Below are 25807 nucleotides of genomic sequence, written 5' to 3'. Positions count from 1 at the left end.
TCAGGACAGTCCTTCTGCGATCGGGCCGAGCGCGAGTGCCGGGAGGAAGGTGAGGGCGACGAGGACCACCGTCACGCCGACGACCAGGCCGACGAACAGCGGCCGGTGCGTGGGCAGCGTGCCGGCGCCCTCGGGGACGGGCGACTGCGCCGCCAGCGAACCGGCCAGGGCCAGCACCAGGATGATCGGCAGGAACCGGCCGAAGGCCATGCACAGGCCGAGCGCCACGTCGTACCAGGGGGTGTTGACGGTGAGGCCGGCGAAGGCGGAGCCGTTGTTGTTGGAGGCGCTGGTGAAGGCGTACAGGACCTCCGACAGGCCGTGCGGGCCGCCGTTCAGCATGCTCGCGCGCCGCTCCGCCGAGCCCATCGCGCAGGCCGTGCCGACCAGCACCAGGGCCGGGGTGACCAGGAAGTACAGGGAGGCGAGCTTGATCTCGCGGGCGCCGATGCGCTTGCCCAGGTACTCGGGGGTGCGGCCGACCATCAGGCCCGCCACGAACACCGTGATCACGGCGAGGATCAGCATGCCGTACAGGCCCGAGCCGACGCCGCCGGGCGCGACCTCGCCGAGCATCATGTTCAGCAGCGTCATCATGCCGCCGAACGGCGTGTAGGAGTCGTGGAAGGAGTTCACCGCTCCGGTGCTCGTGAGGGTGGTCGAGGCGGCGAAGGTGGCCGAGTTCGAGACGCCGAAGCGCAGCTCCTTGCCCTCCAGCGCCGCGCCGGCCGCCTGCGGCACGGTGGCGTTCCCGGACAGCTCGAAGACGTTGGTGAGCAGGACGCTCGCCAGGGCCAGCACGCTCATCACCGCGAGGATCGCGTACCCCTGCCGGACCTGGCCGACCAGCCGGCCGAAGGTGCGGGTGAGCGAGAACGGGATCAGCAGGATCAGGAAGATCTCGAACCAGTTCGTCCAGCTCGTGGCGTTCTCGAACGGGTGGGCCGAGTTGGCGTTGTAGAAGCCGCCGCCGTTGGTGCCCAGCTCCTTGATGACCTCCTGGGAGGCGACCGGGCCGCCGGTGATGACCTGTGTGCCGCCGGTCAGCGTGGTCAGCTCGTGCACGCCCGAGAAGTTCTGCACCAGGCCGCCCGCCACCAGCACCAGCGCGCCGACGAAGGCGATCGGCAGCAGGATGCGCAGGGTGCCGCGGACCAGGTCCACCCAGAAGTTGCCGATCGTGCCGGACCTGCGGCGGGCGAACCCGCGGACCAGGGCCACCGCGACCGCCATGCCGACGGCCGCGGAGACGAAGTTCTGCACGGCCAGGGCGGTCATCTGGGTCAGGTGGCCCATCGTGGACTCGCCCGAGTACGCCTGCCAGTTGGTGTTGGTGACGAAGCTGATCGCGGTGTTCCAGGCGATGTGGCCGGTGACCGGCTCCATGCCCTGGCTGAGCGGCAGCTTGTCCTGGAGGCGCTGGAGGCCGTACACGACCAGGACCGAGATCACCGAGAAGGCCAGCACGCTGCGGGCGTAGACGGGCCAGCTCTGCTCGGCGTCGGCCCGCACGCCGAGCAGCCGGTAGACGACCCGTTCGACGCGGTTGTGCCGGGGTGTCGAGTAGACGCGGTACATGTGGTCGCCGAACGGCTTGTGCACGAGGGCCAGCGCCGCGATCAGGGAGACGATGAAGATCATCCCGGCCGGGGCCGTACTCATCAGAACCGCTCCGGGAACAGCAGGGCCGCGACCATGAAGATCACCAGACCGGCGACCACGATGAGACCGGTGGCGTTGACGGCGCTCACAGCCGCTCCACCGCCCGCACGACCAGCCCGAAGATCACGAAGATCGCGATCGTCAGGGCGACGAAGATGACGTCGGCCATCCCCACTCCTCAGTTCGATGATGAGATCGCCGCCGCCCCTTGACGGGCGGCCGCAGGTTCAGCAAACGCCGGAAAATGGGGTGATTTGCCGTTCTTGACGCCTTTCATACGGCCACGGCCCGAATCTTGACGGCCTCCCTACGCGGCCCGCGCCTCCGTGTGCCGGCCTGGTGCGGGCCGCGCTCCGGTCACGGCAAGAGGTGGCGCCAGCGTTCGGCCGACGCCAGGGCGTCCAGGCTGATCCGTTCCAGGAACGCGCCGCCCCTGGCCAGGCGCCGCCCCGCGGGCGTGTCGAGCCCGAGCGTCTGCCCCGCCGCCTTCGCGACCTCCGCCGCCGCGAGCGTCTGCCGCGCGCCGATCATCGTCGAGTGGTACCAGGCGTCGTCGTCGACCACGTAGATGTCGCGCCGCCGCTGCGGATCGCGTTCGCGCCTGATCAGGCCCTGCCGGGTCAGGTAGCCCACCGCCGTGGAGATCGAGGCGGGGCTCACCTTCAACCCTCGGGCCAGCTCGGCCGCGGTGAGCCGGCCGTCCTCGCTCAGCCACAGGCCGATGAGCACGCGCGCCACCATTTTCGGCAGGCCCATCGCGACCGCCATCTCGACGGCTCCCTCTTCCACCTCGAAGACCTCGCCGTTCCGGGGTGCGGCCGAACGTGCCGGGGCGCCGCGCCGCGCCCGCCGCGCCGTCGCCTGGTGCGCCCGCTCGGGACGGTAGTCGCCGGGGCCGCCGTTGCGGCCGACCTCGCGGCTGATCGTCGACGTCGGCCGGTCGAGCCGCCTGGCGATCTCGGCGTCGGGTGGCATGCGCCGCCGGCTCGACCTCGCCATGACCATGGTCGGCACGCCCGGGCTCATCTTCCTCGACGAACCCACCACGGGCCTGGACCCGCGCAGCCGCCGCACGATGTGGCAGATCGTCCGGGACCTCGTCCAGCAGGACGGCGTGACCATCTTCCTGACCACCCAGTACCTGGAGGAGGCCGACGAACTCGCCGACCGCATCGCGCTGCTCAGCCAGGGCCGGCTGGTGGCCGAGGGCACCCCTGAAGAGCTCAAGCGCATGGTCCCCGGCGGCCACGTCGTCGTGCGCTTCGCCGATCTCGACGGGTACCGCAGGGCGGCCTCCCTGGTGGGGGCGAGCGCGCGCGACGAGGAGTCCCTCACGGTGCAGATCCCCGACACCGGCGTCCGGGCGCTGCGCGAGCTCCTGGAACTGCTGGACGCGCAGGCCGTCGACGTCGCCGAACTGTCGATGCACACGCCCGACCTGGACGACGTCTTCCTGACCCTGACCGAGGAGTCCACCCGATGAGAGCGATCACCGACTCGGCGACCATGTTGCGCCGCCAGATCAGGCACATGTGGCGGTACCCCACGCTGATCCTCACCTACGCGGGCGTCCCGGTGGTGTTCCTGCTGCTGTTCGTCTACGTCCTCGGCGGCATCATGGGCGCCGGGATCGGCGGCGACCGCGCCGCCTACGTCGGGTACGTCACTCCCGGCATCCTGATCATGACGATCGCGAGCGCCGCGCAGGGGACCGCGATCGCGGTGGCGATGGACATGACCGAGGGCATCGTCGCCAGGTTCAAGACCATGGCCATCGCCCGCGTCTCTGTCCTGACCGGGCACGTGCTCGGCGCGCTCGTGCAGAACTTCACCGCGATCGCGGCCGTGACGCTGACGGCCCTGCTGATCGGCTTCCGCCCAGCCGCCTCGGCGCTGGACTGGCTCGGGGTGGTGGGGGTGCTGGCCATGTTCACCTTCGCCATCACCTGGCTGTCGGCCGCGCTGGGCATGGTCACCAGGAACGTGGCCACGGCCAGCAACCTGCCGATGCCGCTGATGCTGCTGCCGTTCCTGGGCAGCGGCGTGGTGCCGCCGGAGTCGATGCCGGGCCCGTTGCGCTGGTTCGCCGAACACCAGCCGTTCACACCGGTCATCGAAACCCTGCGCGCGCTGCTGGCCGGGCGGCCCGCGGGACCCGGCCTCGCGGCGGCGGCACTCTGGAGCGCGGTCATCGCGCTGGGCGGGTACCTGTGGGCCCGCAGGCTCTACGACCGGTGAGGTTTCCCGGCCGTGCCCGGTCTTCCGGTGACGGACTCCTGATAGAGGTCCGCGTAGGTGCGCGAGTCCTTGATCAGGCCGTCGGCGAAGGCGGCGACGTCGTCGCCGATGAGTTCCAGGACTCCCTGGCCGGCCGCGACGCCCTCCTCGAAGAAATCGACGATCCCCGGCAGCAGGGGCCCGTCGGTGAGCCCGACCGGCCCGACCTTGAAGAAGTACCGCTGCATCTCCTTGTAGACGATCTGGTAGTCGGGCGGCAGCGCCTTGACCCGCGCCATGTGTGCCCGCCACTGCTTCTTGCCCTCGATGATGTCCTGGATGCCCACGTCAGCCTCCCAGCCGGCCCAGTTTCCTCGCGACGTTCCTGTTCAGCTGCTCGCGCCACCGGTCGCGGAAGCTGCGGCCCCCTGACTCGCCGGCCAGTGCCGCGCAGAAGCCCGGGATGTCGTCGCCCAGCACTTCGTAAATGTTCTGCCCGTCGGCCGCCGTCTCCTCCAGCAGCCCCAGAACGCCGTCGAAGATCGGCATCAGGTTCCGCCCGGTGAAGTCCGAGTAGTGAAAGAGATGACCCTTGATCTCGTCCCATGCCGCCCGGTGGTCGGCCGGCAGTGCCGCGGCCCGGGCTTCGAACGCCTTGTACTCCCTGGTGAGATCGCTGCCGGTGATGGTCTCCCAGAAATTCATCTCCCGCCCTCCTTGAGCTTGTCGATCCGGGATGTGATGTACGCCCATTTCGCCCAGAACGTCGCCAGTTCCGCGCGTCCCGCGTCGTTGAGCGCGTAGAACTTGCGCGGCGGGCCCTGTTCGGACGGTCGTTTCGTCACCTGGACGAGCCCGTTCTTCTCCAGTCGCAGCAGGATGGTGTAGACCGTCCCCTCGACGACGTCGGCGAAGCCCAGGTCGTTCAGCCGGCGCGTGATGGCGTACCCGTAGGTCTCTTCGCTGCCGATGATTTCGAGCACGCAGCCTTCAAGCGTGCCCTTCAGCATCTCCGTCAGATTGTCCATCGCGGCTCTTCTTCCGCCCCTTCCGAAGTACTCGGTGTTACCGAGTACTGCTACACAGTACCACAGAGTAGTAGGTCTGGTGAGGGTTGTCGGATCAGTGGCGCGGCAGGCTGCGTACCAGGTCGATCGTCAGACCGGCAGCGGGCCCTGGGCGAAGGTGGCGGCGGCGAGGTCGCGCGGCCCGCCGCCGTCGCCGCGGGCCGCCGAAATCCGCCGCGTCACCGCCGCGGCGTCTGCCGGCGGACGGCGAGCCGGCCGTGCCGCATGCGGCCGGTCAGTCGGACGCGCAACACCTCCGGTGTGTCGTCGTCGGGTTCCCTGCTGATCGCCAGCGTGCCGTGCCGCACCGAGAGCTCGTCGCTCTCCAGCACCATGCCCGGCGCGAGGACCAGCTCCACGCTGCCGCCGCTCACCCGCAGCTCGATGACCAGCTCGGGCGCGCCGCGCACCGCGCTGGTCAGGTCCAGCAGGACGTCGCTCCACGAGGTGCGCAGCGCCAGCCGGTGCGGCAGCCTCCAGCGGCCGTCGCGGCGCACCGAGCCGTGCTTCTCCTTGATGGTGAGCAGTTCGGCGGCCGGAGCCGCGGCGAGCGGCAGCGCGAGCGCGCCGGCGCTGCCCGCCCCCGCGATGAGGTCGGTGACGAGCGGGGCCAGCGCGTCGACGGTGCGGGCGGACAACGCCACCTCCAGCCGCTCCTCGAACTCGGCCAGGTCGAGCCGGCCGTCGGCGACGGCCGTCCGCAGCAGCTCGGTGACCCGGTCGCGGTCCGCGTCGGAGGCCCGCAGCGCCGGTGCGGAGGGCTTCCCGTGACCCGCCGGGAGCTCTGCCATGGGGTGGTTCCTCTCTGGAGCTCAGGGATCCGGCGCTTCCGGGCCGTGGTCACGCGTCCCAGGTGACGGGGAGGCTCTTGACGCCGTAGATGTCGGCGATCTCCGGCCGCAGGGCGACCTGGTCGGCCGGTACCGCCAGGCGCAGGGTGGGGAAGCGGTTGAGCAGCGCGGGGAAGGCGACGCGCATCTCGACGCGGGCGAGCTGCTGGCCCAGGCACTGGTGGATGCCGTGGCTGAAGGCCAGGTGGCCGCCGTCCTGCCGGCGCAGGTCGAGGGTGTGGGGGTCGGGGAAACGTTCGGGGTCGCGGTTGGCGGTGTTGAGGGACAGGATGACCATCGTGCCGGCCTTGACGGTCTGGCCGGCCAGCTCGACGTCCTCCAGGGCGACCCGGTAGAACTGCTTGGCGACGGACAGGTACCGCAGCAGCTCTTCGACGGCCTGGTCGGCGAGCGTGGGGTCGGCGCGCAGCGCGGCGAGCTGGTCCGGGTTCTGCAGCAGGGCGAAGGTGCCGAGGGCCAGCATGTTGGCGGTGGTGTCGAAGCCGGCCGACAGCAGGATCAGGGCCATGCCCTGGAGCTCCTCGTCGGTCAGGTCGCTGTCGAGCAGGTCGCTGAGCACGTCGTCGGTCGGGGCGGCGCGCTTGGCGGCCACGAGTTCGGCCAGGTACTGCTGGGTGGCGAGGTAGGCGGCGATCAGTTCCTCGTCACTGGCCTCGCCGCCGAGGAACTTGTCGATGTTCTCCTGGAAGCGGCCCCGGTCCTCGTACGGCACGCCCAGCAGTTCGCAGATGACGATGGCGGGGATGGGCTTGGCGAACGCGGTCACCAGGTCGGCGGTGGGGCCGGCCTTCTCCATGGCGTCCAGGTGTTCGGCGGTGATCTGCTCGACGCGCTCGGTGAGCAGCCGCATCCGGCGGACGGTGAACTTGCCGACGAGCGGCTTGCGGTAGCGGCTGTGCTGCGGCTCGTCCATGAGCAGGAACTCGCCGGGCGGGGCCGGGGGAACCTCGATGTCGCCGTAGTCGATGGTCGGGTGGTGGGCCATGAGCTCCTTGCGGGAGCTGAAGCGGGGGTCGGCCAGGATCGAGCGGGCCAGGTCGTAGCCGGTGACCAGCCAGCCCTGGTGTCCGTCGGGGAAGGGGAAGTGGCTGATGGGGCCGTGCTCGCGGGCCTCGACGAGCTCCTTGGGCGGGTCGAACGGGCAGCCGGAGCGGCGTTCGGCGGGCATCGGCGTGACGGTGTGGAGGGAGTCGGTCATGATCGTCCTTTACGGCCTAGGAAATCTTGCGGCGGTAGGTGTTCATGGCGAAGGTGTAGGCGACGACCAGGATGCCGACGCACCAGGCGAGGGCGATCCAGATGTCGTTGCCGACGGGCTGCTCGGCGAACAGGGCGCGGATGGCGTTGACGATGGAGGTCACCGGCTGGTTCTCGGCGAAGACGCGTACCACGGTGGGCATGGTGTCGGTGGGCACGAACGCCGAGCTGAGGAACGGCAGGAAGATGAGCGGGTAGGAGAACGCGCTCGCGCCTTCCATGGTCTTGGCCGACAGGCCGGGGATGACGGCGATCCAGGTCAGCGCCAGGGTGAACAGGATCAGGATGCCCGCGACCGACAGCCAGGCCGACAGGCCCGCGCTCGAGCGGAAGCCCATGAGCAGGGCGACGAGCATCACGACCACCAGCGAGACCAGGTTGGCGACCAGCGAGGTCAGCACGTGCGCCCACAACACGGACGAGCGCGCGGTCGGCATGGACTGGAAACGCTCGAAGATGCCGCCCTTCATGTCCATGAACAGCCGGTAGGCGGTGTAGGCGATGCCGGAGGCGACCGTGATGAGCAGGATGCCGGGCAGCATGTAGTTCACATACGAGTCCGACCCCGTTCTGATCGCGCCGCCGAACACGTAGACGAACATCAGCATCATGGCGATCGGCATGATCGCGGTCGTGACGATGGTGTCCGGGCTGCGGGAGATGTGGCGCAGGGACCGTCCCAGCAGGACGGTGGTGTCACCGAAGAAGTGCTTGCTCATCGTGGTGGTCCTTAGGCTTTCGTGCCGATGAGGGTGAGGAAGACGTCCTCCAGGGTCGGTTGCTTCTCGACGTACTCGACCTTGGCGGGCGGGAGGAGTTGCTTGAGCTCGGCGAGGGTGCCGTTGACGATGATCCGGCCCTCGTGCAGGATCGCGATCCGGTCCGCGAGCTGCTCGGCCTCGTCCAGGTACTGGGTGGTGAGCAGCACGGTGGTGCCCTGAGCGGCGAGCTCCCTGACGGCCTGCCACACCTCGATGCGCGCCTGGGGGTCGAGGCCGGTGGTCGGCTCGTCGAGGAAGATGACCGGCGGGTCGCCGATGAGGCTCATCGCGATGTCGAGGCGGCGTCGCATGCCGCCCGAGTACGTCGCGGCCTTGCGGCCGCCCGCGTCGGTCAGCGAGAACCGCTCCAGCAGGTCGTCGGCGATCTTGCCGGGGTTCTTCAGGTGCCGCAGCCGGGCGACCAGCACGAGGTTCTCCCGCCCGCTGAGGATCTCGTCCACGGCGGCGAACTGGCCGGTGAGGCTGATGGACTCGCGCACCCGGGCGGCCTGCCCGGCGACGTCGAGGCCGTTGACCCTGGCGGTGCCGGCGTCGGCCTTGAGCAGCGTGGACAGGATCTTCACGAGCGTGGTCTTGCCCGCGCCGTTCGAGCCGAGCAGTGCGAAGATGCTGCCCCGCGCCACCTCGAAGTCCACGCCGCGCAGCACGTTGAGTTCCTTGTACGACTTCTTCAGGCCGTGCACCTGGATCGCCGGAGCTTGTTGTGTCGTCATCACTCGGTCCTGTCTTCTCTTCCGGGGGGCTCGCCGTCGGCGCAACTACTCGGTGGTGCTGACTACCGGCTATATAGTGCCACGATGTACCGGTACCTAGCAACACCGAATAGTTGCCGTGATCGCCGAGGTGTTCACGGCGTCCACCTTCGCGGGCCGCGCTGACACCGCGCGGACGCCGTGCTGACACGGCGGCGCCGCGTCCTGACGCCGTCAGGGGCGGCGGAATGAACCTTTCATCGCCTACGGGACGTTCGCGCTGGTCGCCAGGGCCGCGCGAGGGCCGATCTCGCGATGCGGACGAGCCCTGTCGTGCAATTCACGGTGATCGCTTCTCGCACAATCCGACCCTTCATGAGCGGACGCCACGTCCACGCTCCAGGTCGTCTACACCAACCTGCCGTACGCGACGCCTTCTTCAGCTGGATATCCGGTCAAAAGTTGCGTACATGGGTAACCAGGCCCGAACCTATGATCTCGGGGGACGTACCACATAGAGATCATGAGGGCGGATGGGCACCAAACGGGGCGCGGGGGCAGCCATCGGCTGGGCAGCGCTGTCGATCGTGATTCCGGGCGCTGCCCATCTGCGGGCCGGGTACCGCCTGCTCGGGCTGGCGCTGCTGGGGCTGTTCCTGGCGGCGGGCGTGGCGGTGGCCGTCGTGGTGGCCTCGGCGGGTGGCGTCGCCATGGCGACCCAGGCCACCTGGGCCAAGGCGATCAGCGGTGGCGCCGTCGGCGTCGGCGTCGCGTGGGGGCTGCTGGTGGTCGCCTCCTACACCGTGCTGCGGCCGCGGCGGCGGCTGGTCTGGTCGGACGGCGTGGCGCTGCTGCTGGTCGCGGCCGTCGTGTCGCCGTTCGTGGTGGCCTCGCAGACGGTGTCGGAGGTCGACGCCACGCTGACCGACGTGTTCAACGCCCCCGAGCCCACGCCCATCGACCACGCCGACCCGTGGGCCGGCCGGACGAGGGTGAACATCCTGCTGCTCGGCGGCGACGGCGCGCGCGGCCGCAACGGGACGAGCATCCGCACCGACAGCGTCAACGTCGCCAGCATCGACGTCAGGACCGGCGACACCGTGCTGTTCGCGCTGCCCAGGGAGATGGAGAACGCGCCCTTCCCCAGGGGGAGCGTGATGGGCCGGCTGTTCCCGCCGCCCAAGGGCTTCTACATCGCGGGAGCCGGACGGGAGTCGGAGGACCTGCTGAACGGCGTCTGGGCCTACGCCGACACCCACCCCGCGCCGTTCCGCAACGCGCCCACCCGGGCGCCGGAGGCCGTCAAGGGCGCGGTGGGCGAGATCCTCGGCCTCAAGATCGACTACTACGTGCTGGTCAACATGTGGGGCGTGGCCCGGCTGATCGACGCGCTCGGCGGCGTGCGCATCCACGTCGAGCAGGACATCTGCTACGGCGTGGGCCGCAGCGACGGCGGCGTGATCAAGGCGGGCACCCGCCGGCTGAACGGCAACGACGCGCTCTGGTACGGCAGGGCCCGCGACCACGACGGCTCCAACTGCGCCGGGGGCGACAACCACACCCGGATGCGCCGCCAGCACTGCGTCATCTCCGCCATGCTCGACCAGCTCGACCCGGCCAACGTGCTGCTGAAGTTCAAGCAGCTGGCCGGCGCGGCCCGGCAGACGTTCCGGACCGACATCCCGCGCGGGCTGCTGCAGGACCTGGTGCCGCTGGCCGACAAGGTCAAGGGCGCCAAGGTGGGGACGTTGTCGATCGTCCCGCCGCGCTACAACCCGGCGTATCCGGACTTCCCGCGCATCCGTGCCGACGTCCGCAAGGCCATCGTCCGCTCGCACCGCGCGCCCGTCGCCGCGGGCACGCCGTCCGCCCGGCCCTCCCTCTCGCCGTCCGCCCGGCCGTCGGTCACGCCCACCAGGACGGCGATGGCGTCGTCGGGGAAGCTGGCCGACTCCTGCGTGGCCTGATCGCGCCCACCGGCGCCCGCGGGCGGCTTCCCCCGTCGCGGTCAGCCGGGCGATGCCGAGCCCGTACGGCGAGTCGGCCTTGACGCTCTGCGGGCGCTGCGCAGCGTCGCCGGGCTCTTGAGGAGCTTGCCCTCGAACAGGCCGCGCATGAACCGGTTGAGGTCGGCCCCGGTCGAGGGCGGATGACAAATGGGCAAGCTCGGCCAGCAGGTATTAGGAGATGCGAATTTTCGCAATTCGTTTAACACTTATCTCGTCAAGGCAGGCGTGAAGGCGAGGGACAGTGTGAGCGAGGCGTTCGCTGCGGCCATCCGGCGCCGGGTGGATGAGGCGGCCGGCGCGCTGCGCGCGGCCGAGGAGGACGGCGACGCCGACGCCGCGCTGGCCGCCGCCGGCGGACTGGACGAGGTGCTGCGGATGGCCCGCGCACACGGCGTGACCACCGGCCGCAGCCCCGGCCCGGCCCGCGAGGCCCCGGAGGGAGGGGAAACGCCCTGATGTCCGTCCCCCTGTACGAGGCCAAGGCCGAGCTGTTCCGGCTGCTCGGACATCCGGTGCGGATCCGCGTGCTGGAGCTGCTCCAGGACGGCCCGATGCCGGTGCGCGACCTGCTGGCCGAGATCGAGGTGGAGCCGACCGGCCTGTCGCAACATCTGGCCGTGCTGCGCCGCTCCGAGCTGGTCACCGCCCGCCGCGACGGATCGACCGTCGTGTACGCGCTGTCCGGCGGCGACGTGGCGGAGCTGCTGCGCGCCGCCCGCCACCTGCTGCAGGCCAAGCTCTCCGGCCGGCACGCATTGCTGAACGAGCTGCTCGAGTCGGAGGCCGGCGAACGGTGACCTCAGTGCTCCGGGCGGGCTGGGCCCGTCTGCGCCCCGTCCTGCCCGGCCGGGCCGATCTGGCCGCGTTCGGCCGTCATCCGCGCCGCGACCTGCTGGCCGGGCTGACGGTGGCCATCGTGGCGCTGCCGCTGGCGCTCGGCTTCGGCATCTCCAGCGGGCTGGGCGCGCAGGCGGGGCTGGCCACCGCGGTGGTGGCCGGCGCGCTGGCCGCCGTCTTCGGCGGCTCGGCCCTGCAGGTGTCCGGGCCGACCGGGGCGATGACGGTGGTGCTCGTCCCGATCATGCACGCGCACGGCGCCACCGGCGTGCTGACGGTGGGGGTGCTGGCCGGGCTGCTGCTGCTCGGCCTGGCCCTGGCCCGGGCGGGCCGGTTCATGATGCTGGTGCCCGCGCCGGTGGTGGAGGGGTTCACCCTGGGCATCGCCTGTGTGATCGGCATGCAGCAGGTGCCCGCCGCGCTCGGCGTGCCCACGCCTGAGGGTGACAAGGTGCTGGCCGTGGCCTGGCAGGCGGTACGCGACTTCGCCGCCCGGCCCAACTGGGCCGCCCTCGCCATGGCCGCGGCGGTCGCGGCGCTGATCCTGGTCGGCGGACGCCGGCGGCCCGCCGTGCCGTTCTCGCTGCTGGCCGTCGCCGCCGCCACGCTCGTCGCGGAGCTGGCGAGGTTGCCGGTGACGCGCATCGACGCCCTGCCCGCGGGGCTGCCCGCCCCGTCCCTGGAGTTCCTGGACGCCGCCGCGCTGAGCTCCCTGGTCGCCCCCGCGTTCGCCGTGGCCGCGCTGGCCGCGCTGGAATCGTTGTTGTCGGCCGCCGTCGCCGACGGCATGAGCGTCAACCATCGGCACGACCCCGACCGCGAACTGTTCGGCCAGGGCATCGCCAACCTGGTCGCCCCGCTGTTCGGCGGCGTCCCGGCCACCGGCGCGATCGCCCGTACCGCCGTCAACGTGCGCGCGGGCGCGTCCTCCCGGCTGGCCGCGCTCGCGCACGCCGCGATCCTCGGCGTCATCGTGTTCACCGCCGCCGACCTGGTCGCCCGCATCCCGCTGGCGGCCCTGGCGGGGGTGCTGCTGGCCACCGCGGCGCGGATGGTCGAGGTCGGCTCGGTGACGTCGATGCTGCGCTCCACCCGGGCCGACGCCGTCGTCCTGGCCTCGACCGCGATCGCCACCCTCGTCCTGGACCTGGTCACCGCCGTCATCCTCGGCCTGATCGTGGCCGGGGCGCTCGCGCTGCGCGCCATCGCCAGGAACGTGCGCCTGGACACCGTGCCCCTGCAGGCCGACCTGCCCGGCGACCACGACGCCGAGGAGCACGAGCTGCTGGCCGAGCACATCGTCGCCTACCGGCTGGACGGGCCGCTGTTCTTCGCCGCGGCGCACCGCTTCCTGCTGGAGCTGTCGGAGGTCGCCGACGTCTCGGTGGTGATCCTGCGCATGTCCCGCATCACCACGATCGACGCCAGCGGCGCCCTGGTGCTCGGCGACGCCATCGCCCGCCTGGAACGACGCGGCATCACCGTGTACGTCTCCGGCATCCGGGACGGCCACCACCGGCCGCTGCGCGCCCTGGGCGCGATCGCCCGCCTGGACGAGGCCGGTCAGGTGTTCGCCTCGACGCCGGAGGCGATCGCGGCGGCCCGCCGCCATCTCCACCGCACCGGCGTCCTGCCCGCCCCCATCGGCTGACCACCGACGAAGGCGGGCGGGCCGGTGTGGTGCCGCGATCAGTAGCAGTACCAGGAGAAGGCGTTGTGCTCGTCGTGGAAGGCGGCGTGGGACAGGCCCGCGCCGTGCTGCCAGCGGCACGCGTCGTGCATGTTGATGCCGTGCATGGTGCCGTCCACGCCGACGCAGCGCCAGCTCCAGACCGACTTCGGATTCTGGGCCACCGAGTTGAGGTGGCCCAGGCTCTGGCAGTACGCGTGCAGGCGGTCCAGGCCCGGCTGGCCGGTCGCGGGGCCGGCCGCGCGGGCCGCCTGGGCGGGCGACGCGGTCGTGGCGAGAGCGGCCAGGCCGAGCCCGGCGGCGAGCGCGGTGGCGGCGAGGGCCGCCGTGACCTTACTGGTCCTGGGGCGCGGTGCGCTGGATGCGTTCACGGGTCTCTCCTTCGCTGCGGGCGGCCCGGTCGGCCGCCTCGCACCCCACGCAACCGGCCTGGCCGGGGTGTCCAACAGCAGGTCGGACGGACCCGGACGGACTCGTCTGGCACGCCGCCCACCCCCGCCTGTCCGGCCTCAATCGGTGGTCTGGTCCAGCAGGCCCTGGGCCAGCCGGCGGACGGCGGCGCGCAGCTCCGGCGGCGACAGGATCGTGAACGGGAAGCCGAGCCCGGCGAGCATGGCGGCCATGCCGTCCAGGGACTCGGCGCGCATCCGCAGCAGGACTCCGTCCGGGGTCTCGGTGAGCGTGGCCACCGACGGCGGGACGCGACGGGCCGCCTCGGCGTGGGGCACCCGCAGCACGACCTCGACGGGGTGCGCGTACGGCACCCGGGCCAGCGACGCGGTGACCTGCCGCACCGGGTCGGACTCCGCGGGGATCTCGTAGGAGGCCGTCCCGGGGACGACGGAGGAGATCCGGTCGAGGCGGAAGGTGCGCAGCTCGCCGGACAGGTGGTCGAGGCCGGTCACGTACCAGCGGCCGGAGTGGAAGACCAGGCCGTGGCCGTCCAGTTCGCGTTCGGTGCTGGAGCCCTTCCAGGAGCGGTAGCCCAGCGTGACCCGGCGGCGGTCGCGGATCGCGGCGGCCAGGGTCAGCACGGCCCGGCTCGCGGGGGTCCGCGCGGCGCGGGCGGCGAGGGTGAAGTCGAGGGTCTCCTCCAGCGCGCCGGCCTGCTGCCGCAGCGTGGCCGGCAGCACCCGCCGGATCTTGGCCAGGGCGGCCTCGGTGGCCTCGGCGGCCAGGCCCAGGCGGCGTCCGGCGAGCAGGCCGAGGACCACGGCGGTGGCCTCGTCGTCGGTGAGCATCAGCGGCGGCAGCTTGTAGCCGGGCATCAGCCGGTAGCCGCCGTACCGGCCGCGCTCGGCGGCGACCGGGATGCCCAGGTCGGCGAGCCGGGCGGCGTAACGGCGGACGGTCCGTTCGTCCACGCCGAGCCGCTGGGCGAGGTCGCGGCCGCCCAGCCCGTGGTGGGCCTGGAGCAGTTCGAGCATCGCCAGCATCCGGGTCGCCGGATATGACACAGGTCACCCTCTTAATCCGGGCGGGTTCTGTCCGCTTTCGGCTTTAGCGTAGCGACATCGGCTCACTTGGAAGGACGACGAGATGGCGAACTACGTGCTGGTGCCCGGATTCTGGCTCGGCGCCTGGGCCTGGGACGAGGTGGCGCACGAACTGCGCGCCGCCGGGCACCAGGTGCGGGCGGTCACCCTGACGGGGGTGGCGGAGCGGGCCGCCGAGCTGTCGCCGGAGGTCGGCGTGGAGACACATGTCGCCGACATCCTGGCGGCGATGGCCGGATGGGACGAGGTCGTCCTGGTCGGGCACAGCGGGGCGAACGTCCCGGTGACCGCGGTCGCCGACCGGCATCCCGAGCGGCTCAGCCGGGTCGTCTACGTGGACACCGCGCCGCTGCCGTCCGGGGCGGCGGTGATCGACTTCAACGACGAGGACACCCACAAGGCCTGGCGCGCCCAGGTCGGGGACGGCCACGCGCTCGACGTGCCCTCCTACGAGCAAGGGGAGGGCAGGTTCGCGGGCCTGACCGAGGAACGCTGGGAGCAGATCCGCGCGAAGGCGACGCCCCAGCCGTGGGGCGCGGCCGTGCAGCCGGCGCAGCGGCCGGAGCGGATCCCGGCGACGCCGAAGACCATGGTCGCCTCGACGATGCCGGTGGCGCTGATCCGCGAGCTGATCGCCTCGGGGAACCCGGCGTTCGCCCCGCTCGGCGCGCCCGAGTGGACGTTCGCCGAGCTGCCGACCGGCCACTGGCCGATGTTCTCGCGCCCGGCCGAGCTCGCCGCGCTGCTCTGACGTCCGCGAGCCGCCGGGGGAGGCCGGGTCAGCGCGGCTTCCCGCGGACGGGGCCCGGCTCGGGCGGGCGCGGCGTGCCGTCCAGGTAGGCGAGCACGGCGCGGACGCGGCGGTGGCCGGAGTCGTCCGGCGCCAGGCCGAGCTTGGCGAAGATGTTGCCGATGTGCTTGTGGACGGCGTTGTCGGAGATGCGCATGCGCTCGGCGATGGTGGCGTTGTCGTGCCCCTGCGCCATGAGGGCCAGGGACTCCCGCTCGCGGGCGGTGAGGGCGGCGAGGGGGTCGTCGGCGCGGCGGGCGAAGAGCTGGGCGACCACTTCCGGGTCCATCGCGGTGCCGCCGGCCGCGACCCGCCGCAGGGCGTCGACGAACTCGGCCACCCGGCCGATGCGGTCCTTGAGCAGGTAGCCGATGCCGCCGCGGCCGTCGGCGAGCAGCTCGCCGGCGTACTCGCGCTCGACGTACTGCGAGAGCACCAGGATCGGCAGCGCGCCGTGCTCGCGGCGGGCCCGCAGCGCGGCGTGGATGCCCTCGTCGCGGAACGACGGCGGCAGCCGCACGTCGACGATGGCGATGTCGGGGCGGTGCTCGGCGACGGCGAGCAGGAACGCCTCGCCGTCGCCGACGACCGCGACGACCTCGCAGCCCTTGGCCGCCAGCAGCAGCTTCAGCCCGCCGGCCAGCAGGACGTTGTCCTCGGCGATCACGACCCGCACGGGACCTCCTTCGACGGTCACGATGCGCACGGCATCCGGACGGTGAGCGTGGTCGGGCCGCCCGGCGGGCTGTCGAGCCGCAGCGTGCCGTCGAGGGCGGCGACCCGCCGGCGTATCCCGGGGATCCCGGTGCCGCGCACCTCGTCGGCGCCGCCCCTGCCGTCGTCGGTGACCTCGATGGACAGCACGTCGCCGGTGCGCTCGATCCGCAGGGACGCCCGCGTGGCGGCGGCGTGCTTGGTCACGTTCGTCAGCGCCTCGGCGATCACGTAGTAGGCCACCGTCTCGACGGACGGCGGCAGCGCGCCCAGGCCGGCGAGCTCGATGTGGACCGGCACGCTCGACCGGGCGGCCAGCGCCGTCAGCGCGCCGTCGAGCCCGCGGTCGGCCAGGATCGGCGGGTAGATCGTCTGGAGCACCGCGCGCAGCTCGGCCATCGCCTCCTCCGTCGTCTCGTGCGCCTCCTGGAGCAGCAGGGCGACCGTGTCCGGGTCGTCGGCGAGCGACTCGCGGGCCAGGCCCAGATGCATGGCGATGGTCACCAGGCGGGCCTGCGTCCCGTCGTGCAGGTCGCGTTCGATGCGCTGGAGCTCCGCGCCGTGGGCGTCGACCACGCCGACCCGGCTCCTGGTCAGCACGTCGACCCGCTCGGTGAGCCGCTCGCGGGCCGACGGCGCGAGCAGCGCCAGGCACAGCCGCGCGTGCAGCCGCGCCAGCGCGGGCAGCCCCCACCAGGCCGCCGCGCCGAGGACGGCGATCTGGGCCGACCCTCCGGCCAGCGCGGTCACCCAGTCGTCCACGGGGACGTCGAAGAACGAGAACAGCGTGGGACGCGCGTCCGCCGGGAACGCCTGCCACAGAACCATCGCCACCGCGGCGACCACGATGTTGCCCAGGCACAGCAGGGTGGCCAGCCCGAGCGGGAACCCGGTGGCGACGTGCGCGAGCGCCCAGGCGAGATCCCGCCGCCCGCCCGGCACCCCGACGGCCGGGACGCCGAGCAGCCGGCCGGCCCGCCGGCGGTGCCAGGCCGCCCAGCCCCGCCCCGCCGCCGGCGCGAGCAGCACCGGGAGCACGAGCGCCGTGGCCACGGCGGTGGCCAGCGTGCCCAGCAGGTAGACCGAGCCGGACAACGAGCGGGAGACCGAGACCGACGACAGCAGGGAGGTCGAGCCGGAGAACAGCCGGGCGATCGAGCCGGGGAAGGCACGGTCACGCATGCGCACCTCCTCCCGACCTGCGTACCGGGGCACCAGTATCCCGGCACCGTCCGCGGCCGGACACTACAGCGGGCTGTACCAAGGGCGTGCGGCCGGCTGTATCGTGCCGGGCGTCCGGCCGGAATAGCGTCCCCGGCCATGAAACCGACACGTGTGCGGCCGCTCGGCCGTCTGGCCCCGGCCCTCGCCCTGATCGCCCTGTCCGTCGCCGTCGCGCCGCCGGCCGGGGCCGACGCCGGCGCGCCCGTGGCGGCCGGCCGGAAGCCCCCGGCGCTCGACTGGAAACGCTGCTCCCAGGGCCCGGACGACGCCGTCGGCGGGCAGCTCGACCAGGCGGGCGCGCGCTGCGCGGAGCTCGCCGTCCCGCTCGACCACTCCAGGCCGGGCGGCCGCACCATCAAGCTCGCGCTGTCCCGCATCCCCGCCACCGACCGCGCCCATCGCATCGGCACCCTGGTGCTCAACAGCGGCGGCCCCGGCGAGAGCACGCTCGGCATGCCCCTGCGGACGCGCGCGGCCATGCAGGACGTCGCCGCCCGGTACGACATCATCGGCCTGGACCCGCGTTTCGTCGGGCGCAGCACGCCGCTCGACTGCGGCTGGCCCATCGGCCTGTGGCTGCGCTCGGCCGGCTCGACCCGCGCCCGGTTCGACCACCAGGTGGCGGTGCAGCGCGACCTGGCCGAACGCTGCGCCCGGCGGCACGCCGACGTGCTCCCGTACGCCAACACCCGCGACACGGCCCGCGACATCGACCTCGTGCGCCGGGCCCTGGGGGAGCGCCGGATCTCCTTCCTCGGCTACTCCTACGGCAGCTACCTGGGCGCGGTCTACACCCAGATGTTCCCCGGCCGCACCGACCGGGTGGTCCTGGACAGCGCGGGCGACCCGGACAAGTGGGGCCCCCGGGCGATGCGCGGCAGTGAGGACGAGGCGGACCGCGCGCTGCGCGCCTGGGCAGCCTGGGCCGCCGGGCACCATGGCACCTACGGGCTCGGCGCGACCCCTGCCCGCGTGCTCGCCACCGTGGACACGATCGTCGCCGCCGCGGCGGAGCGCCCGCTGCGCGTCGGCGCGTACGAGGTGGACGACCAGGCGGTTCCGTACCTGCTCTCCGTCGGCTCCGCCAGTGACCGTCCCGAGGCCCGCGCCGAGTTCGCCGCCACCGTCCGGACCCTGAACGAGGCCGCGCACCGCCGCCCGGCCGAACCCGGCGCCGAGCTCGCCGGATTCCTCGCGTTCGTCCTGACCGGCGCAGGTTCGCCGCTCGCGAGCCCGGCCGCCGCGATCACCTGCGGCGACCGGGCCGCGCCGGGCGACCCCGACGTCTACTGGGACGACGTCCAGCGCAGCCGGGCGCGCCACCCGCTCTTCGGCCCGGTCAAGAACAACATCTGGCCCTGCGCCTTCTGGCCGGACCCGCCGCGCGAGCGGCTCACGCAGGTCGCCAACCCCACCCCCGCGCTGATCGTGTCCGCCACCGGCGACACCGCCACCACCTACGAGGGCAGCAAGGCCATGCACCGGGCGCTGACCGGCTCCCGCCTGCTCACCCTGCGCGGCGCCATCGCCCACGGGATCTACGGCGAGTACCGCAACGCCTGCGTGGACGCCAAGGTCAACGCCTACCTGGCCACCGGCGCGCTCCCCGCCGCCGACCAGACCTGCCGCCCCTGACCGTCCCGGCCTGCCCGCCGGTGGGCAGGCCGGGATCGGCGCCGGGCGGTTCGCCGCCCGCGCTAGCGGCCTCTCACCCGTACCTCCGCCAGGGCGAGCGGGTCGGTGCCGGAGGAGAGCTGGATGCGCACGTGCCGGCCGGTGGTGCCGGTGGGCAGCTTGACCGTGCTGGGCCGGCCGGCCTGTTCCTGGACGTGCACGGCGGTCACGCCCGGCGTCGTGCGGGCCGCCTCCAGGCCGTCGGCGGTGATCGGCTGCTCGGCGGACATCACCCAGTAGTCCCGCAACCGGTCGGCGCAGCAGTCGGTGCGGTTCCAGATCTCCACGCTGTCCAGGGCGGCCGAGGCCCCCAGATCGACCTGCCACCAGGCTTCCCTGGCCGGTTCCTGGGTGTGGGTGACCGAGCCGTTCCAGAAGCCGCCGTCGGTGTTGCCGTCCACGGCCCGCGCGGCCGGGGCGTCGTAGCCGGTGCTCTGCTGGGTGGCCGGTTTGCCCTCGGCCAGGTTCGGCAGGACCACCGAGACGGGGATCCGGTACGGCGCGCGCAGCCGTCCGGACTTGAGCGTCGCCTGGATCCCCAGCGCGGCGGGCTCGGCCCCGGGCGGCACGGTCACGGTGACGGGCACCTCGGCGCTCGCCCCGGCGGCCAGGTGGCCGATCCGGGTGCTCGCCGGGGTCACTGTCCAGCCGGCGGGCGCGGTGAGGGTCAGCGAGGCCGCGCGCAGCGGCGTGGAGCCGGGGTTGGTGACGGTCACCTTGCCGGTGAGGCTCTCACCGGCCTGCACGTGCTCGGGCAGGTCGGTGCCGAAGCGCGGCAGGGCCGACACGCCGGGCGTCTCGATCTTGAACGAGTAGGCGTACTGCCCGGTCTCGGCGGGCGTGGTGACGACCACCCGGCCCTGCTCGTCGCGCTGCCACGGCAGCGGGCCGGCGTCGGAGCCGAGCAGCGTGATCCGCGTCCCGGGGCCCGCCGGCACGTCCGCGCCCAGCGTGAGCCGCTCGCCCGGCCACTTCAGCGCGGTCGCGTAGAGGACGCCGTCCTTGGCGGTGTACCGGACGTCGTCCGGGCCGCCCTTCTCCTCGGCGCGGGTCCAGTACGTGGTGCCGTACATGGCCTCGCCGTTGGCCTTCAGCCAGGAGCCCATGTCCAGCAGCCGTTCCCGCTGCACGTCGGGGATGGTGCCGTCGGCCTTCGGGCCCACGTCCAGCAGCAGGTTGCCGTTCTTGCTGACGATGTCCACGAAGGAGTCCACGAGCTGGTCGGAGGTCAGGTAGTCCTCGATGGGCTCGTTCTGGTTGTAGCCGTAGGAGTGCGCGATGCCGCGGCTGGCCTCCCACTTGACGGGGTCGATGTCCGGCTTGACGGAGTACTCGGGGGTCTGGAAGTCCAGTTCGTGGCTCTCCAGCGCGCCGCTCTCGATCTTGCACCGGTTGGCGACCGCCACCTCCTTGCCCTTCTTGGCCGCCTGGTTGTAGTAGTCGGCGATCACCCCCGCGGTCTGCCACTGGGCGGCCGAGCGGTCCCACTGGCCGTCGCACCACAGGATGTCGGGGTCGTAGCCGTCGATCAGCTCGCGCATCTGCGGGAGCATGTAGTCCTTGACGTAGTCGCCGCTCTGCGGAGCCCCGGTGTAGGGCACCGGCTGACCGGTGTACGGGTTGGTCGCCGGACGGCCGGTGAACAGCGGGTTGTACCACTCCATGAGCGAGTAGTAGAAGCCCGCGCGCAGCTTCCCGTCGGCGCGGGCCGCGGTGAACAGCTCCTTGGCCAGGTCACGCTTCGGGCCCAGCGCCATGGTGTCGCGCTCGCTCACCTTGCTGTCCCACAGGGCGACGCCCTCGTGGTGCTTGGAGGTGAGGACGAAGTACTTGGCCCCGGCGTCGTTGAAGAGCTTGACCCAGTCGGCGGCGTCGAACTTCTCGGCCTTCCACTGCTCGGCGAAGCGGTCGTAGGCGAAGTCCGGCCCGTAGGTGTCCCGGTGGTAGCTGTTGGTCGCGTTACCGGGGGAGTTCATGTAGTACCAGTACCACTCGGCGTAACTGCCGCGCGGGCCCCAGGCCGGGACGGAGTACGCCCCCCAGTGGAGGAAGATGCCGAACTTGTCGTTGTTGAACCACTCAGGGGTCGGGTGACTGTTCAGGGATTCGACGGTCGGCTGGTAGGGGCCGTCCGTCGCGGCCTGAGCAGGAGCGGGAAGACATCCGATGACACTCAGCAGGGAGACGGCAAGAAGGCGACGTAAGCGGGCCATGTCCACTCCAAGACGGGGGAGAGATTGGAGGAAAGGTAGCCCGATCTCTGTTCCGTCGGCAAGGGGTGTGCGACGATTCATCCGATGTCTGTTCCGGAAGGGTGGGAAGGCGCTACGCCTGGGCCGCGCCCGCCGCCGCGCTCCAGCGCCACGGCGGGACGTCGGTGCTGGACAAAGTCTGCCCCCCGGAGGCCGCCGCGTAGAGCTGCTCCAGGACGGTGTTGGCGGCGAGCCCGGCCGCGCCGGTGATCGATCCGCGTTCCTTCAGCGCCGAGGTGACGATCGGCGGCGCCGGGCGTACCGTGCACAGGGCCTCGACGTGCCGGCGGAGCGGCTCCAGGAAGGTGTCGCCGGCGCGCGCGTTGCCGCCGCCGACCACCACGATCTCGGGGTCGATCGCGAGCACGAGCGCGGCGATGCCGATCGCGATCTCCCCGCTGAACCGGTCGACCGCCTGTACGGCCGCCGCCTCGCCCTCGGCCGCGGCGGCGAACACCTCCTCGCGGTTGAGCCGCCGCCCGTCGGCGAGCCGCACGTCGTGCAGGAACTCCTGGGCGTGCTCCCAGCCGACGTGCGGCAGCGCGCCGATCTCGCCGGCCGCGCCGTTCGCGCCGCGGACGACCATGCCGTTCAGCACGAGCCCCGCCCCCGTGCGGTTGCCCGAGTGCACGTAGATCATCGACGTCGCGTCGGTGGCGCTGCCCTTCCATGCCTCGGCGAACGCGGCGAGGTTCGAGTCGTTCTCCACCGCGATCGGGCACTCGAAGTGCGGTTCCAGCGCCGCGCGCACGCTGAAGCCGGCCCAGCCGTGCGCGCCCTTGGTGATGACGTCCTGGTAGACCACGGCGGGCACGGCCACGCCGATCGCCCACACCTCGGCCCGCCCGCGGCCCTGCTCGGCCAGCAGCCGGTCGACGACCTGCACGGCGGCGGCGACGAGGTCGCCAGGGGCCTCGGAGACGGACGAGGCGACCGACCCGGCGGTCAGCACCTCGCCGTTCAGGTCGGCGATCTCGGCCCTGGTGGTGTGCTGGCCGATGTCGATGCCGACCACCACCGCCGCCTCGGCGCGGAAGCGGTAGCGGCTGGCCGGCCGCCCGGCGCCGGTGGGGGCCAGCGGCTCGACCGGGGCGGCCCAGCCGAGCGTGACGAGGTTGGCGACGACGGAGTCCGCGGCGGTCTTCGAGAGCCCCGTGGCCTGGGCGACCATCTGGATGGTGAGCGGCTCCCGCCGGATCGCCTCGATCACGGCCAGGGAGTTCAGGCGCCGCAGCCGCGACTGGTCTCCGGCGCGGCGCAGCGGGCCCTGCTCACGTCCGATCAGCACACTCATCCACAACCCTCTCGATTCCCGTGGCGCCGGATGACGCACGAAGTACGGTCAAGGCTCTTCCATTAATACAGAAACTGTCTTTATTATTGCGCAGCGCAGCCCCGTCTCGCGTCGCACGGCACTCCGTAGACGCCTGCCCCCAGAAGGGAACAGCAATGCGCAACGGCATCCGTGTCACGGCCGTCGTCGGCGCGCTCCTCGTCCTGAGCGCGTGCGGCACGAAGCTCCAAGGCGGCGAGTCCTCCGCCGCCCCGTCCGGTTCGGCCGCGAAACCCCTGGTCTACTGGGGGAAGTGGGCCAAGGGCACCCCGCAGGCCACGCTCTTCGAGAGCGTCATCGCCGACTACGCCAAGCAGACCGGCGTCAAGGTCGACGTGCAGTGGCTCGGCAAGGCCCAGGAAGAGCAGATCAAGAACGCGATCGCGACCGGCGAGGGGCCCGACTTCTTCGACACGGCGATCGACCACACCGCCGAGTTCCGCGCCGCCGGCGCGCTCGGCGACATGTCGGACGTCTTCCGGACCAGGATCCCCGGCGAGAACGCCACGATCGAGGAGGTCCTGCCCAAGAGCGTGCTGAAGGCGATCAGCGACGACAAGGGGTACGGGTTCGTGCCCCACAGCGTCTTCTCCGTGGGCCTGTGGTACGACGCCGCCCGCTACCCGGACTTCGCCACCACGCCGCCCAGGACCCTCGCGGACTTCCTCGCCCTCGCGGGCAAGGAGAAGGCCGCGGGACGCCGGCCGATCGCCCTCGACGGCACGGTCAACTCCTACAACGCGTTCTGGCTCTACCAGCTGCTGCTCTCGACGGCGGGCCCCGGCACGCTGCGTCAGCTCGCCGAGGACCCCGCCGCCTGGGACCGTCCGGACGTCAAGCGGGCCGTGACGGAGCTCGAATCGCTGGTCAAGGCCGGGCTCTTCCAGCCCGACCACATGGCCACGAAGTTCCCCGACGCGCAGAACGCCTGGGCGGCCGGCGACCACACCTTCAACCTCAACGGCACCTGGCTCGGCAGCGAGACGGCCTCGCTGCGCGCCCCGGCGGTCAAGGTGCGGATCATCGCGTTGCCGCCGGTCGACGCCTCGAAAGGCGCGGCGGTCACGATCGGCGCGCTCGGCTGGGGCGTGAACCCGAAGTCGGCGAACCGGCGGGCGGTCTCCGACTTCCTGGCGTTCGCGATGCAGAAGAAGTACATCGACCGGATCGCGACCGACGCCGACAACATCCCTTCGCGCTCCGACTCCCCGGCCCCCGAGGAGCTCACCTCGATCCAGGAGTCGATCCGCACCGCGACGGCGGTCAGCCTCGACTTCGACGGCGTCGCCACGGTGGCGCCCAAGTGGTTCAACGACGTCTTCCTCCCGCTCGACGACAAGCTCGTCGGCGGGTCGATCAACGCCGGGAAGTTCCTGGCCGAGGGCAAGGCGCAGACCGCCGAGCTGGGCGACTGATGGTCGCGGACACCGTGGCGCGGCCCGCGGCACGGCCGGGGCGGGTGCGGACCGCCGGTGGCGCCCTGCACGTCGAGCGCCGCCGGTTGTACCTCCCGTTGCTGCTGCCGGCACTGGTCGCCTACCTGATCTTCTTCGTCGTGCCGTCGATCTTCGGTGTCGTGCTCAGTTTCGCCGAATGGTCGGGGCTGGGCACCGAGTTCTCCTGGGCCGGCCTGGCCAATTACGCCGAACTCCTGTCGAGCCGGATGTTCCTGTCGTCGTTCCTGAACACCGTCCTGCTGACGCTGGTCGTCGGGGTGGCGCTCTTCCTCATCGCGGTCGCCGCGATGGTCGCGCTGCGCACCGCCCGCGCCGGCGCCTTCATCCGGTCGGCCGTCTTCCTGCCGTTCATGATCTCACCGATCGCCGTCGGTCTCGCGGTCTCGTTCCTGTTCAACCCGAACGGCATGGTCAACAGCGTCCTCGGGCTGGCCGGGCTGGACGCGCTGCGCCAGCCGTGGCTCGGACCCGAGCTCATCTTCCGGGTGATCATGGCCGGGGTCGTGTGGAGCGCCGCCGGCTTCTACGTCGTCCTGGTGATGTCCGCGGTGGACGGGATCCCGCCGAGCCTGTACGAGGTGGCCCGCATCGAGGGCGCCGGCCTGATCCAGCAGTTCAGGTACGTCACCCTGCCGCTGACCCGTGACATGATCGCGACCGCCGCGGCCCTCTGGGCGATCGCCGGAATCAAGACGTTCGAGATCGTCATCGCCTTCGTCGGCACGGCCGGCACCCCGCCGCCGGAGGCCAGGACCCTCGCGGTCGAGCAGTACCTGCGGGTCACGGGCGGACGCGTCGGCGGCCTGGCCCAGCTCGGCGAGGCGGCCGCCATCGGGGTGGTCATGACGGTCGTCACCGTCGGGCTGATCGTGCTGTCCCGCCGCATCCAGCGGCGCGACCGGCTGGAGTGGTCATGACCGGCACCGCGGGCCGCCGCCCGGCCGACGCCTTCGGCTCTGCGGCGATCCTCCTGGTCAGGGCCGGCTTCTGGCTCTGGGTGCTGCTCAACCTCGCCATGGTCCTGTGGGTCATGCTGAACTCGGTCAAGACCTCGCGGTCGATCTTCGCCGACCCCGTGGGGCTGCCCGGCACCTGGATGTGGGAGAACTTCGCCACCGCCTGGTCGACCTCGGGGCTCGGGGCCGCCACGCTCAACTCGGTGATCCTGGTGGCCGTCTCGGTCGCGCTCATCATGGGGCTCGGCATCCCGGCCGCGTACGCGGTGGCCCGGCTGGGCGGGCGGTCGAGCGGGCCGGTCGCGACGTTCTTCGCCGTCGGCATGAGCATCCCGTTCCAGGCGTTCGCCGTTCCGATGGTGCTGATCAGCGCCGGCCTGTCGCGGTTCATGATCGACTGGATCACGGGGGCCTGGGACCCGCGCATCACCGTGGCGCTCTTCTACGTCGTGCTGAGCCTGCCGTTCAGCGTCTTCGTGCTCATCGGCTACTTCCGGTCGCTGCCCGGCGAACTGGAGGAGGCCGCGGCCCTGGACGGCGCGACGCCGTTCAGGACGTTCTGGCAGATCATGGTCCCGCTCGCCAGGCCCGGCATCACGACCGTGGCCGTGCTGAACGTGCTCAGCCTGTGGAACGAGACCGTGATCGTGCTGATGCTGGTGCCCGACCAGCGCATGCAGACGCTGAACGTCGCGCTGCTCAACTTCTACTCCAACATGCAATACACCTCGAACTGGGGCGGGCTCTTCGCCGGCGTCGTCATCGTCGTGCTCCCCATGATCGCGATCTACCTCTGGTTCGGCCGCCGCATCGTCAACGGCATGACGCAAGGCATCGGCAAATGACC

27 protein-coding genes are annotated in these 25807 nt (G+C 71.9%); 11 read left to right on the top strand and 16 right to left on the bottom strand.

Annotation, left to right across the window (positions count from 1 at the left end):
- From kdpA to ABZ444_RS27740, 3 genes are all read right to left on the bottom strand, one after another.
- Positions 1-1662 carry a potassium-transporting ATPase subunit KdpA gene (gene kdpA / locus ABZ444_RS27750; RefSeq protein ID WP_358002734.1) on the bottom strand — a complete coding sequence of 554 codons (1662 nt, stop codon included), beginning with the start codon at positions 1660-1662 and terminating at the stop codon, positions 1-3.
- Positions 1662-1751: a K(+)-transporting ATPase subunit F gene (gene kdpF / locus ABZ444_RS27745; protein ID WP_357972546.1), complete on the bottom strand. Its 90-nt coding sequence runs from the start codon at positions 1749-1751 to the stop codon at positions 1662-1664. The genes kdpA and kdpF overlap by 1 nt, the downstream gene beginning before the upstream one ends.
- 268 nt (positions 1752-2019) lie before the next feature.
- The gene (locus ABZ444_RS27740) at positions 2020-2637 is read right to left on the bottom strand and encodes a MarR family transcriptional regulator (RefSeq protein WP_358002731.1); all 618 of its coding nucleotides are present in this window, start codon (positions 2635-2637) and stop codon (positions 2020-2022) included.
- Here ABZ444_RS27740 and ABZ444_RS27735 point away from each other — a divergent pair.
- The gene (locus tag ABZ444_RS27735) at positions 2636-3145 is read left to right on the top strand and encodes a DUF4162 domain-containing protein (RefSeq protein WP_358002728.1); all 510 of its coding nucleotides are present in this window, start codon (positions 2636-2638) and stop codon (positions 3143-3145) included. The genes ABZ444_RS27740 and ABZ444_RS27735 overlap by 2 nt on opposite strands.
- Positions 3142-3900 (top strand): ABC transporter permease, encoded by a 759-nt coding sequence (locus tag ABZ444_RS27730; RefSeq protein WP_358002725.1) that lies wholly within the window; start codon positions 3142-3144, stop codon positions 3898-3900. The genes ABZ444_RS27735 and ABZ444_RS27730 overlap by 4 nt, the downstream gene beginning before the upstream one ends.
- On the opposite strand, the gene ABZ444_RS27725 is transcribed toward ABZ444_RS27730, so the two are convergent.
- The 7 genes from ABZ444_RS27725 to ABZ444_RS27695 all read right to left on the bottom strand — a co-directional run bounded on the left by ABZ444_RS27725 (position 3888) and on the right by ABZ444_RS27695 (position 8549).
- A complete protein-coding gene (locus ABZ444_RS27725) occupies positions 3888-4226 on the bottom strand; it encodes a DUF1048 domain-containing protein (RefSeq protein ID WP_358002722.1) in 339 nt (112 codons plus the stop codon). The genes ABZ444_RS27730 and ABZ444_RS27725 overlap by 13 nt on opposite strands.
- Before the next feature lies 1 nt (position 4227).
- Positions 4228-4584 (bottom strand): DUF1048 domain-containing protein, encoded by a 357-nt coding sequence (locus ABZ444_RS27720; protein ID WP_358002719.1) that lies wholly within the window; start codon positions 4582-4584, stop codon positions 4228-4230.
- Positions 4581-4907, bottom strand: coding sequence for a PadR family transcriptional regulator (locus ABZ444_RS27715; RefSeq protein ID WP_357972529.1), 327 nt, complete (start codon positions 4905-4907; stop codon positions 4581-4583). The genes ABZ444_RS27720 and ABZ444_RS27715 overlap by 4 nt, the downstream gene beginning before the upstream one ends.
- 218 nt (positions 4908-5125) lie before the next feature.
- Positions 5126-5737: a DUF1707 domain-containing protein gene (locus tag ABZ444_RS27710; protein WP_358002716.1), complete on the bottom strand. Its 612-nt coding sequence runs from the start codon at positions 5735-5737 to the stop codon at positions 5126-5128.
- Positions 5738-5786: 49 nt separating this feature from the next.
- Positions 5787-6995, bottom strand: a complete 1209-nt coding sequence (locus ABZ444_RS27705; RefSeq protein WP_358002713.1) for a cytochrome P450 — start codon at positions 6993-6995, stop codon at positions 5787-5789.
- Between the two features lie 16 nt (positions 6996-7011).
- Positions 7012-7773, bottom strand: a complete 762-nt coding sequence (locus ABZ444_RS27700) for an ABC transporter permease (RefSeq protein ID WP_358002710.1) — start codon at positions 7771-7773, stop codon at positions 7012-7014.
- Positions 7774-7784: 11 nt separating this feature from the next.
- Positions 7785-8549, bottom strand: coding sequence for an ATP-binding cassette domain-containing protein (locus ABZ444_RS27695; RefSeq protein ID WP_358002707.1), 765 nt, complete (start codon positions 8547-8549; stop codon positions 7785-7787).
- Between the two features lie 512 nt (positions 8550-9061).
- On the opposite strand from ABZ444_RS27695, the gene ABZ444_RS27690 reads away from it, so the two are divergent.
- The 4 genes from ABZ444_RS27690 to ABZ444_RS27675 all read left to right on the top strand — a co-directional run bounded on the left by ABZ444_RS27690 (position 9062) and on the right by ABZ444_RS27675 (position 13025).
- Positions 9062-10495, top strand: a complete 1434-nt coding sequence (locus tag ABZ444_RS27690) for an LCP family protein (RefSeq protein WP_358002704.1) — start codon at positions 9062-9064, stop codon at positions 10493-10495.
- Between the two features lie 189 nt (positions 10496-10684).
- Positions 10685-10993, top strand: coding sequence for a hypothetical protein (locus ABZ444_RS27685; protein WP_358002701.1), 309 nt, complete (start codon positions 10685-10687; stop codon positions 10991-10993).
- On the top strand, positions 10993-11334 hold the full coding sequence (locus ABZ444_RS27680; protein WP_352327141.1) for a metalloregulator ArsR/SmtB family transcription factor: 342 nt from the start codon (positions 10993-10995) through the stop codon (positions 11332-11334). Before ABZ444_RS27685 ends, ABZ444_RS27680 begins: the two co-directional genes overlap by 1 nt.
- Positions 11331-13025: a SulP family inorganic anion transporter gene (locus tag ABZ444_RS27675; RefSeq protein WP_358002698.1), complete on the top strand. Its 1695-nt coding sequence runs from the start codon at positions 11331-11333 to the stop codon at positions 13023-13025. Before ABZ444_RS27680 ends, ABZ444_RS27675 begins: the two co-directional genes overlap by 4 nt.
- Before the next feature lie 38 nt (positions 13026-13063).
- Here ABZ444_RS27675 and ABZ444_RS27670 read toward each other — a convergent pair whose 3' ends face one another.
- Positions 13064-13435, bottom strand: a complete 372-nt coding sequence (locus ABZ444_RS27670) for a hypothetical protein (protein ID WP_358002695.1) — start codon at positions 13433-13435, stop codon at positions 13064-13066.
- A 138-nt stretch (positions 13436-13573) separates the two neighbouring features.
- A complete protein-coding gene (locus tag ABZ444_RS27665; protein ID WP_358002692.1) occupies positions 13574-14521 on the bottom strand; it encodes a YafY family protein in 948 nt (315 codons plus the stop codon).
- Positions 14522-14603: 82 nt separating this feature from the next.
- Between ABZ444_RS27665 and ABZ444_RS27660 the strand changes: the two genes are divergently transcribed.
- Entirely contained in the window at positions 14604-15311 is a 708-nt protein-coding gene (locus tag ABZ444_RS27660; RefSeq protein WP_358002689.1) for an alpha/beta fold hydrolase, read from the top strand.
- 28 nt (positions 15312-15339) lie between these two features.
- Here the strand turns inward: ABZ444_RS27660 and ABZ444_RS27655 are convergent, their stop codons facing one another.
- Complete coding sequence (locus ABZ444_RS27655; RefSeq protein WP_358002686.1) at positions 15340-16026, bottom strand: response regulator transcription factor; 687 nt, start codon at positions 16024-16026, stop codon at positions 15340-15342.
- Between the two features lie 17 nt (positions 16027-16043).
- Positions 16044-17246, bottom strand: coding sequence for a histidine kinase (locus tag ABZ444_RS27650; RefSeq protein WP_358002683.1), 1203 nt, complete (start codon positions 17244-17246; stop codon positions 16044-16046).
- A 138-nt stretch (positions 17247-17384) separates the two neighbouring features.
- Here ABZ444_RS27650 and ABZ444_RS27645 point away from each other — a divergent pair, with 138 nt between their 5' ends.
- Positions 17385-18923 (top strand): alpha/beta hydrolase, encoded by a 1539-nt coding sequence (locus ABZ444_RS27645; RefSeq protein ID WP_358002680.1) that lies wholly within the window; start codon positions 17385-17387, stop codon positions 18921-18923.
- A 62-nt stretch (positions 18924-18985) separates the two neighbouring features.
- Here the strand turns inward: ABZ444_RS27645 and ABZ444_RS27640 are convergent, their stop codons facing one another.
- Together ABZ444_RS27640 and ABZ444_RS27635 are read right to left on the bottom strand one after the other, a co-directional pair.
- Positions 18986-21175: an alpha-L-fucosidase gene (locus ABZ444_RS27640; protein WP_358002677.1), complete on the bottom strand. Its 2190-nt coding sequence runs from the start codon at positions 21173-21175 to the stop codon at positions 18986-18988.
- A gap of 112 nt (positions 21176-21287) precedes the next feature.
- Positions 21288-22508 carry an ROK family protein gene (locus tag ABZ444_RS27635; RefSeq protein WP_358002674.1) on the bottom strand — a complete coding sequence of 407 codons (1221 nt, stop codon included), beginning with the start codon at positions 22506-22508 and terminating at the stop codon, positions 21288-21290.
- Positions 22509-22663: 155 nt separating this feature from the next.
- Between ABZ444_RS27635 and ABZ444_RS27630 the strand changes: the two genes are divergently transcribed.
- Genes ABZ444_RS27630 through ABZ444_RS27620 form a run of 3 tightly spaced genes read left to right on the top strand, consistent with a single transcriptional unit; the run spans position 22664 to position 25805 of the window.
- Complete coding sequence (locus tag ABZ444_RS27630; RefSeq protein WP_358002671.1) at positions 22664-23962, top strand: ABC transporter substrate-binding protein; 1299 nt, start codon at positions 22664-22666, stop codon at positions 23960-23962.
- Positions 23962-24921: a sugar ABC transporter permease gene (locus tag ABZ444_RS27625; protein WP_358002668.1), complete on the top strand. Its 960-nt coding sequence runs from the start codon at positions 23962-23964 to the stop codon at positions 24919-24921. Before ABZ444_RS27630 ends, ABZ444_RS27625 begins: the two co-directional genes overlap by 1 nt.
- On the top strand, positions 24918-25805 hold the full coding sequence (locus ABZ444_RS27620; RefSeq protein ID WP_358002665.1) for a carbohydrate ABC transporter permease: 888 nt from the start codon (positions 24918-24920) through the stop codon (positions 25803-25805). Before ABZ444_RS27625 ends, ABZ444_RS27620 begins: the two co-directional genes overlap by 4 nt.
- Positions 25806-25807: the final 2 nt, after the last annotated feature.

Source organism: Nonomuraea sp. NPDC005730, assembly GCF_040630865.1.
Classification (GTDB): domain Bacteria; phylum Actinomycetota; class Actinomycetes; order Streptosporangiales; family Streptosporangiaceae; genus Nonomuraea.
The sequence above is the reverse complement of the archived record's forward strand: the minus strand, read 5'-3'. Positions and strand labels throughout refer to the sequence as shown.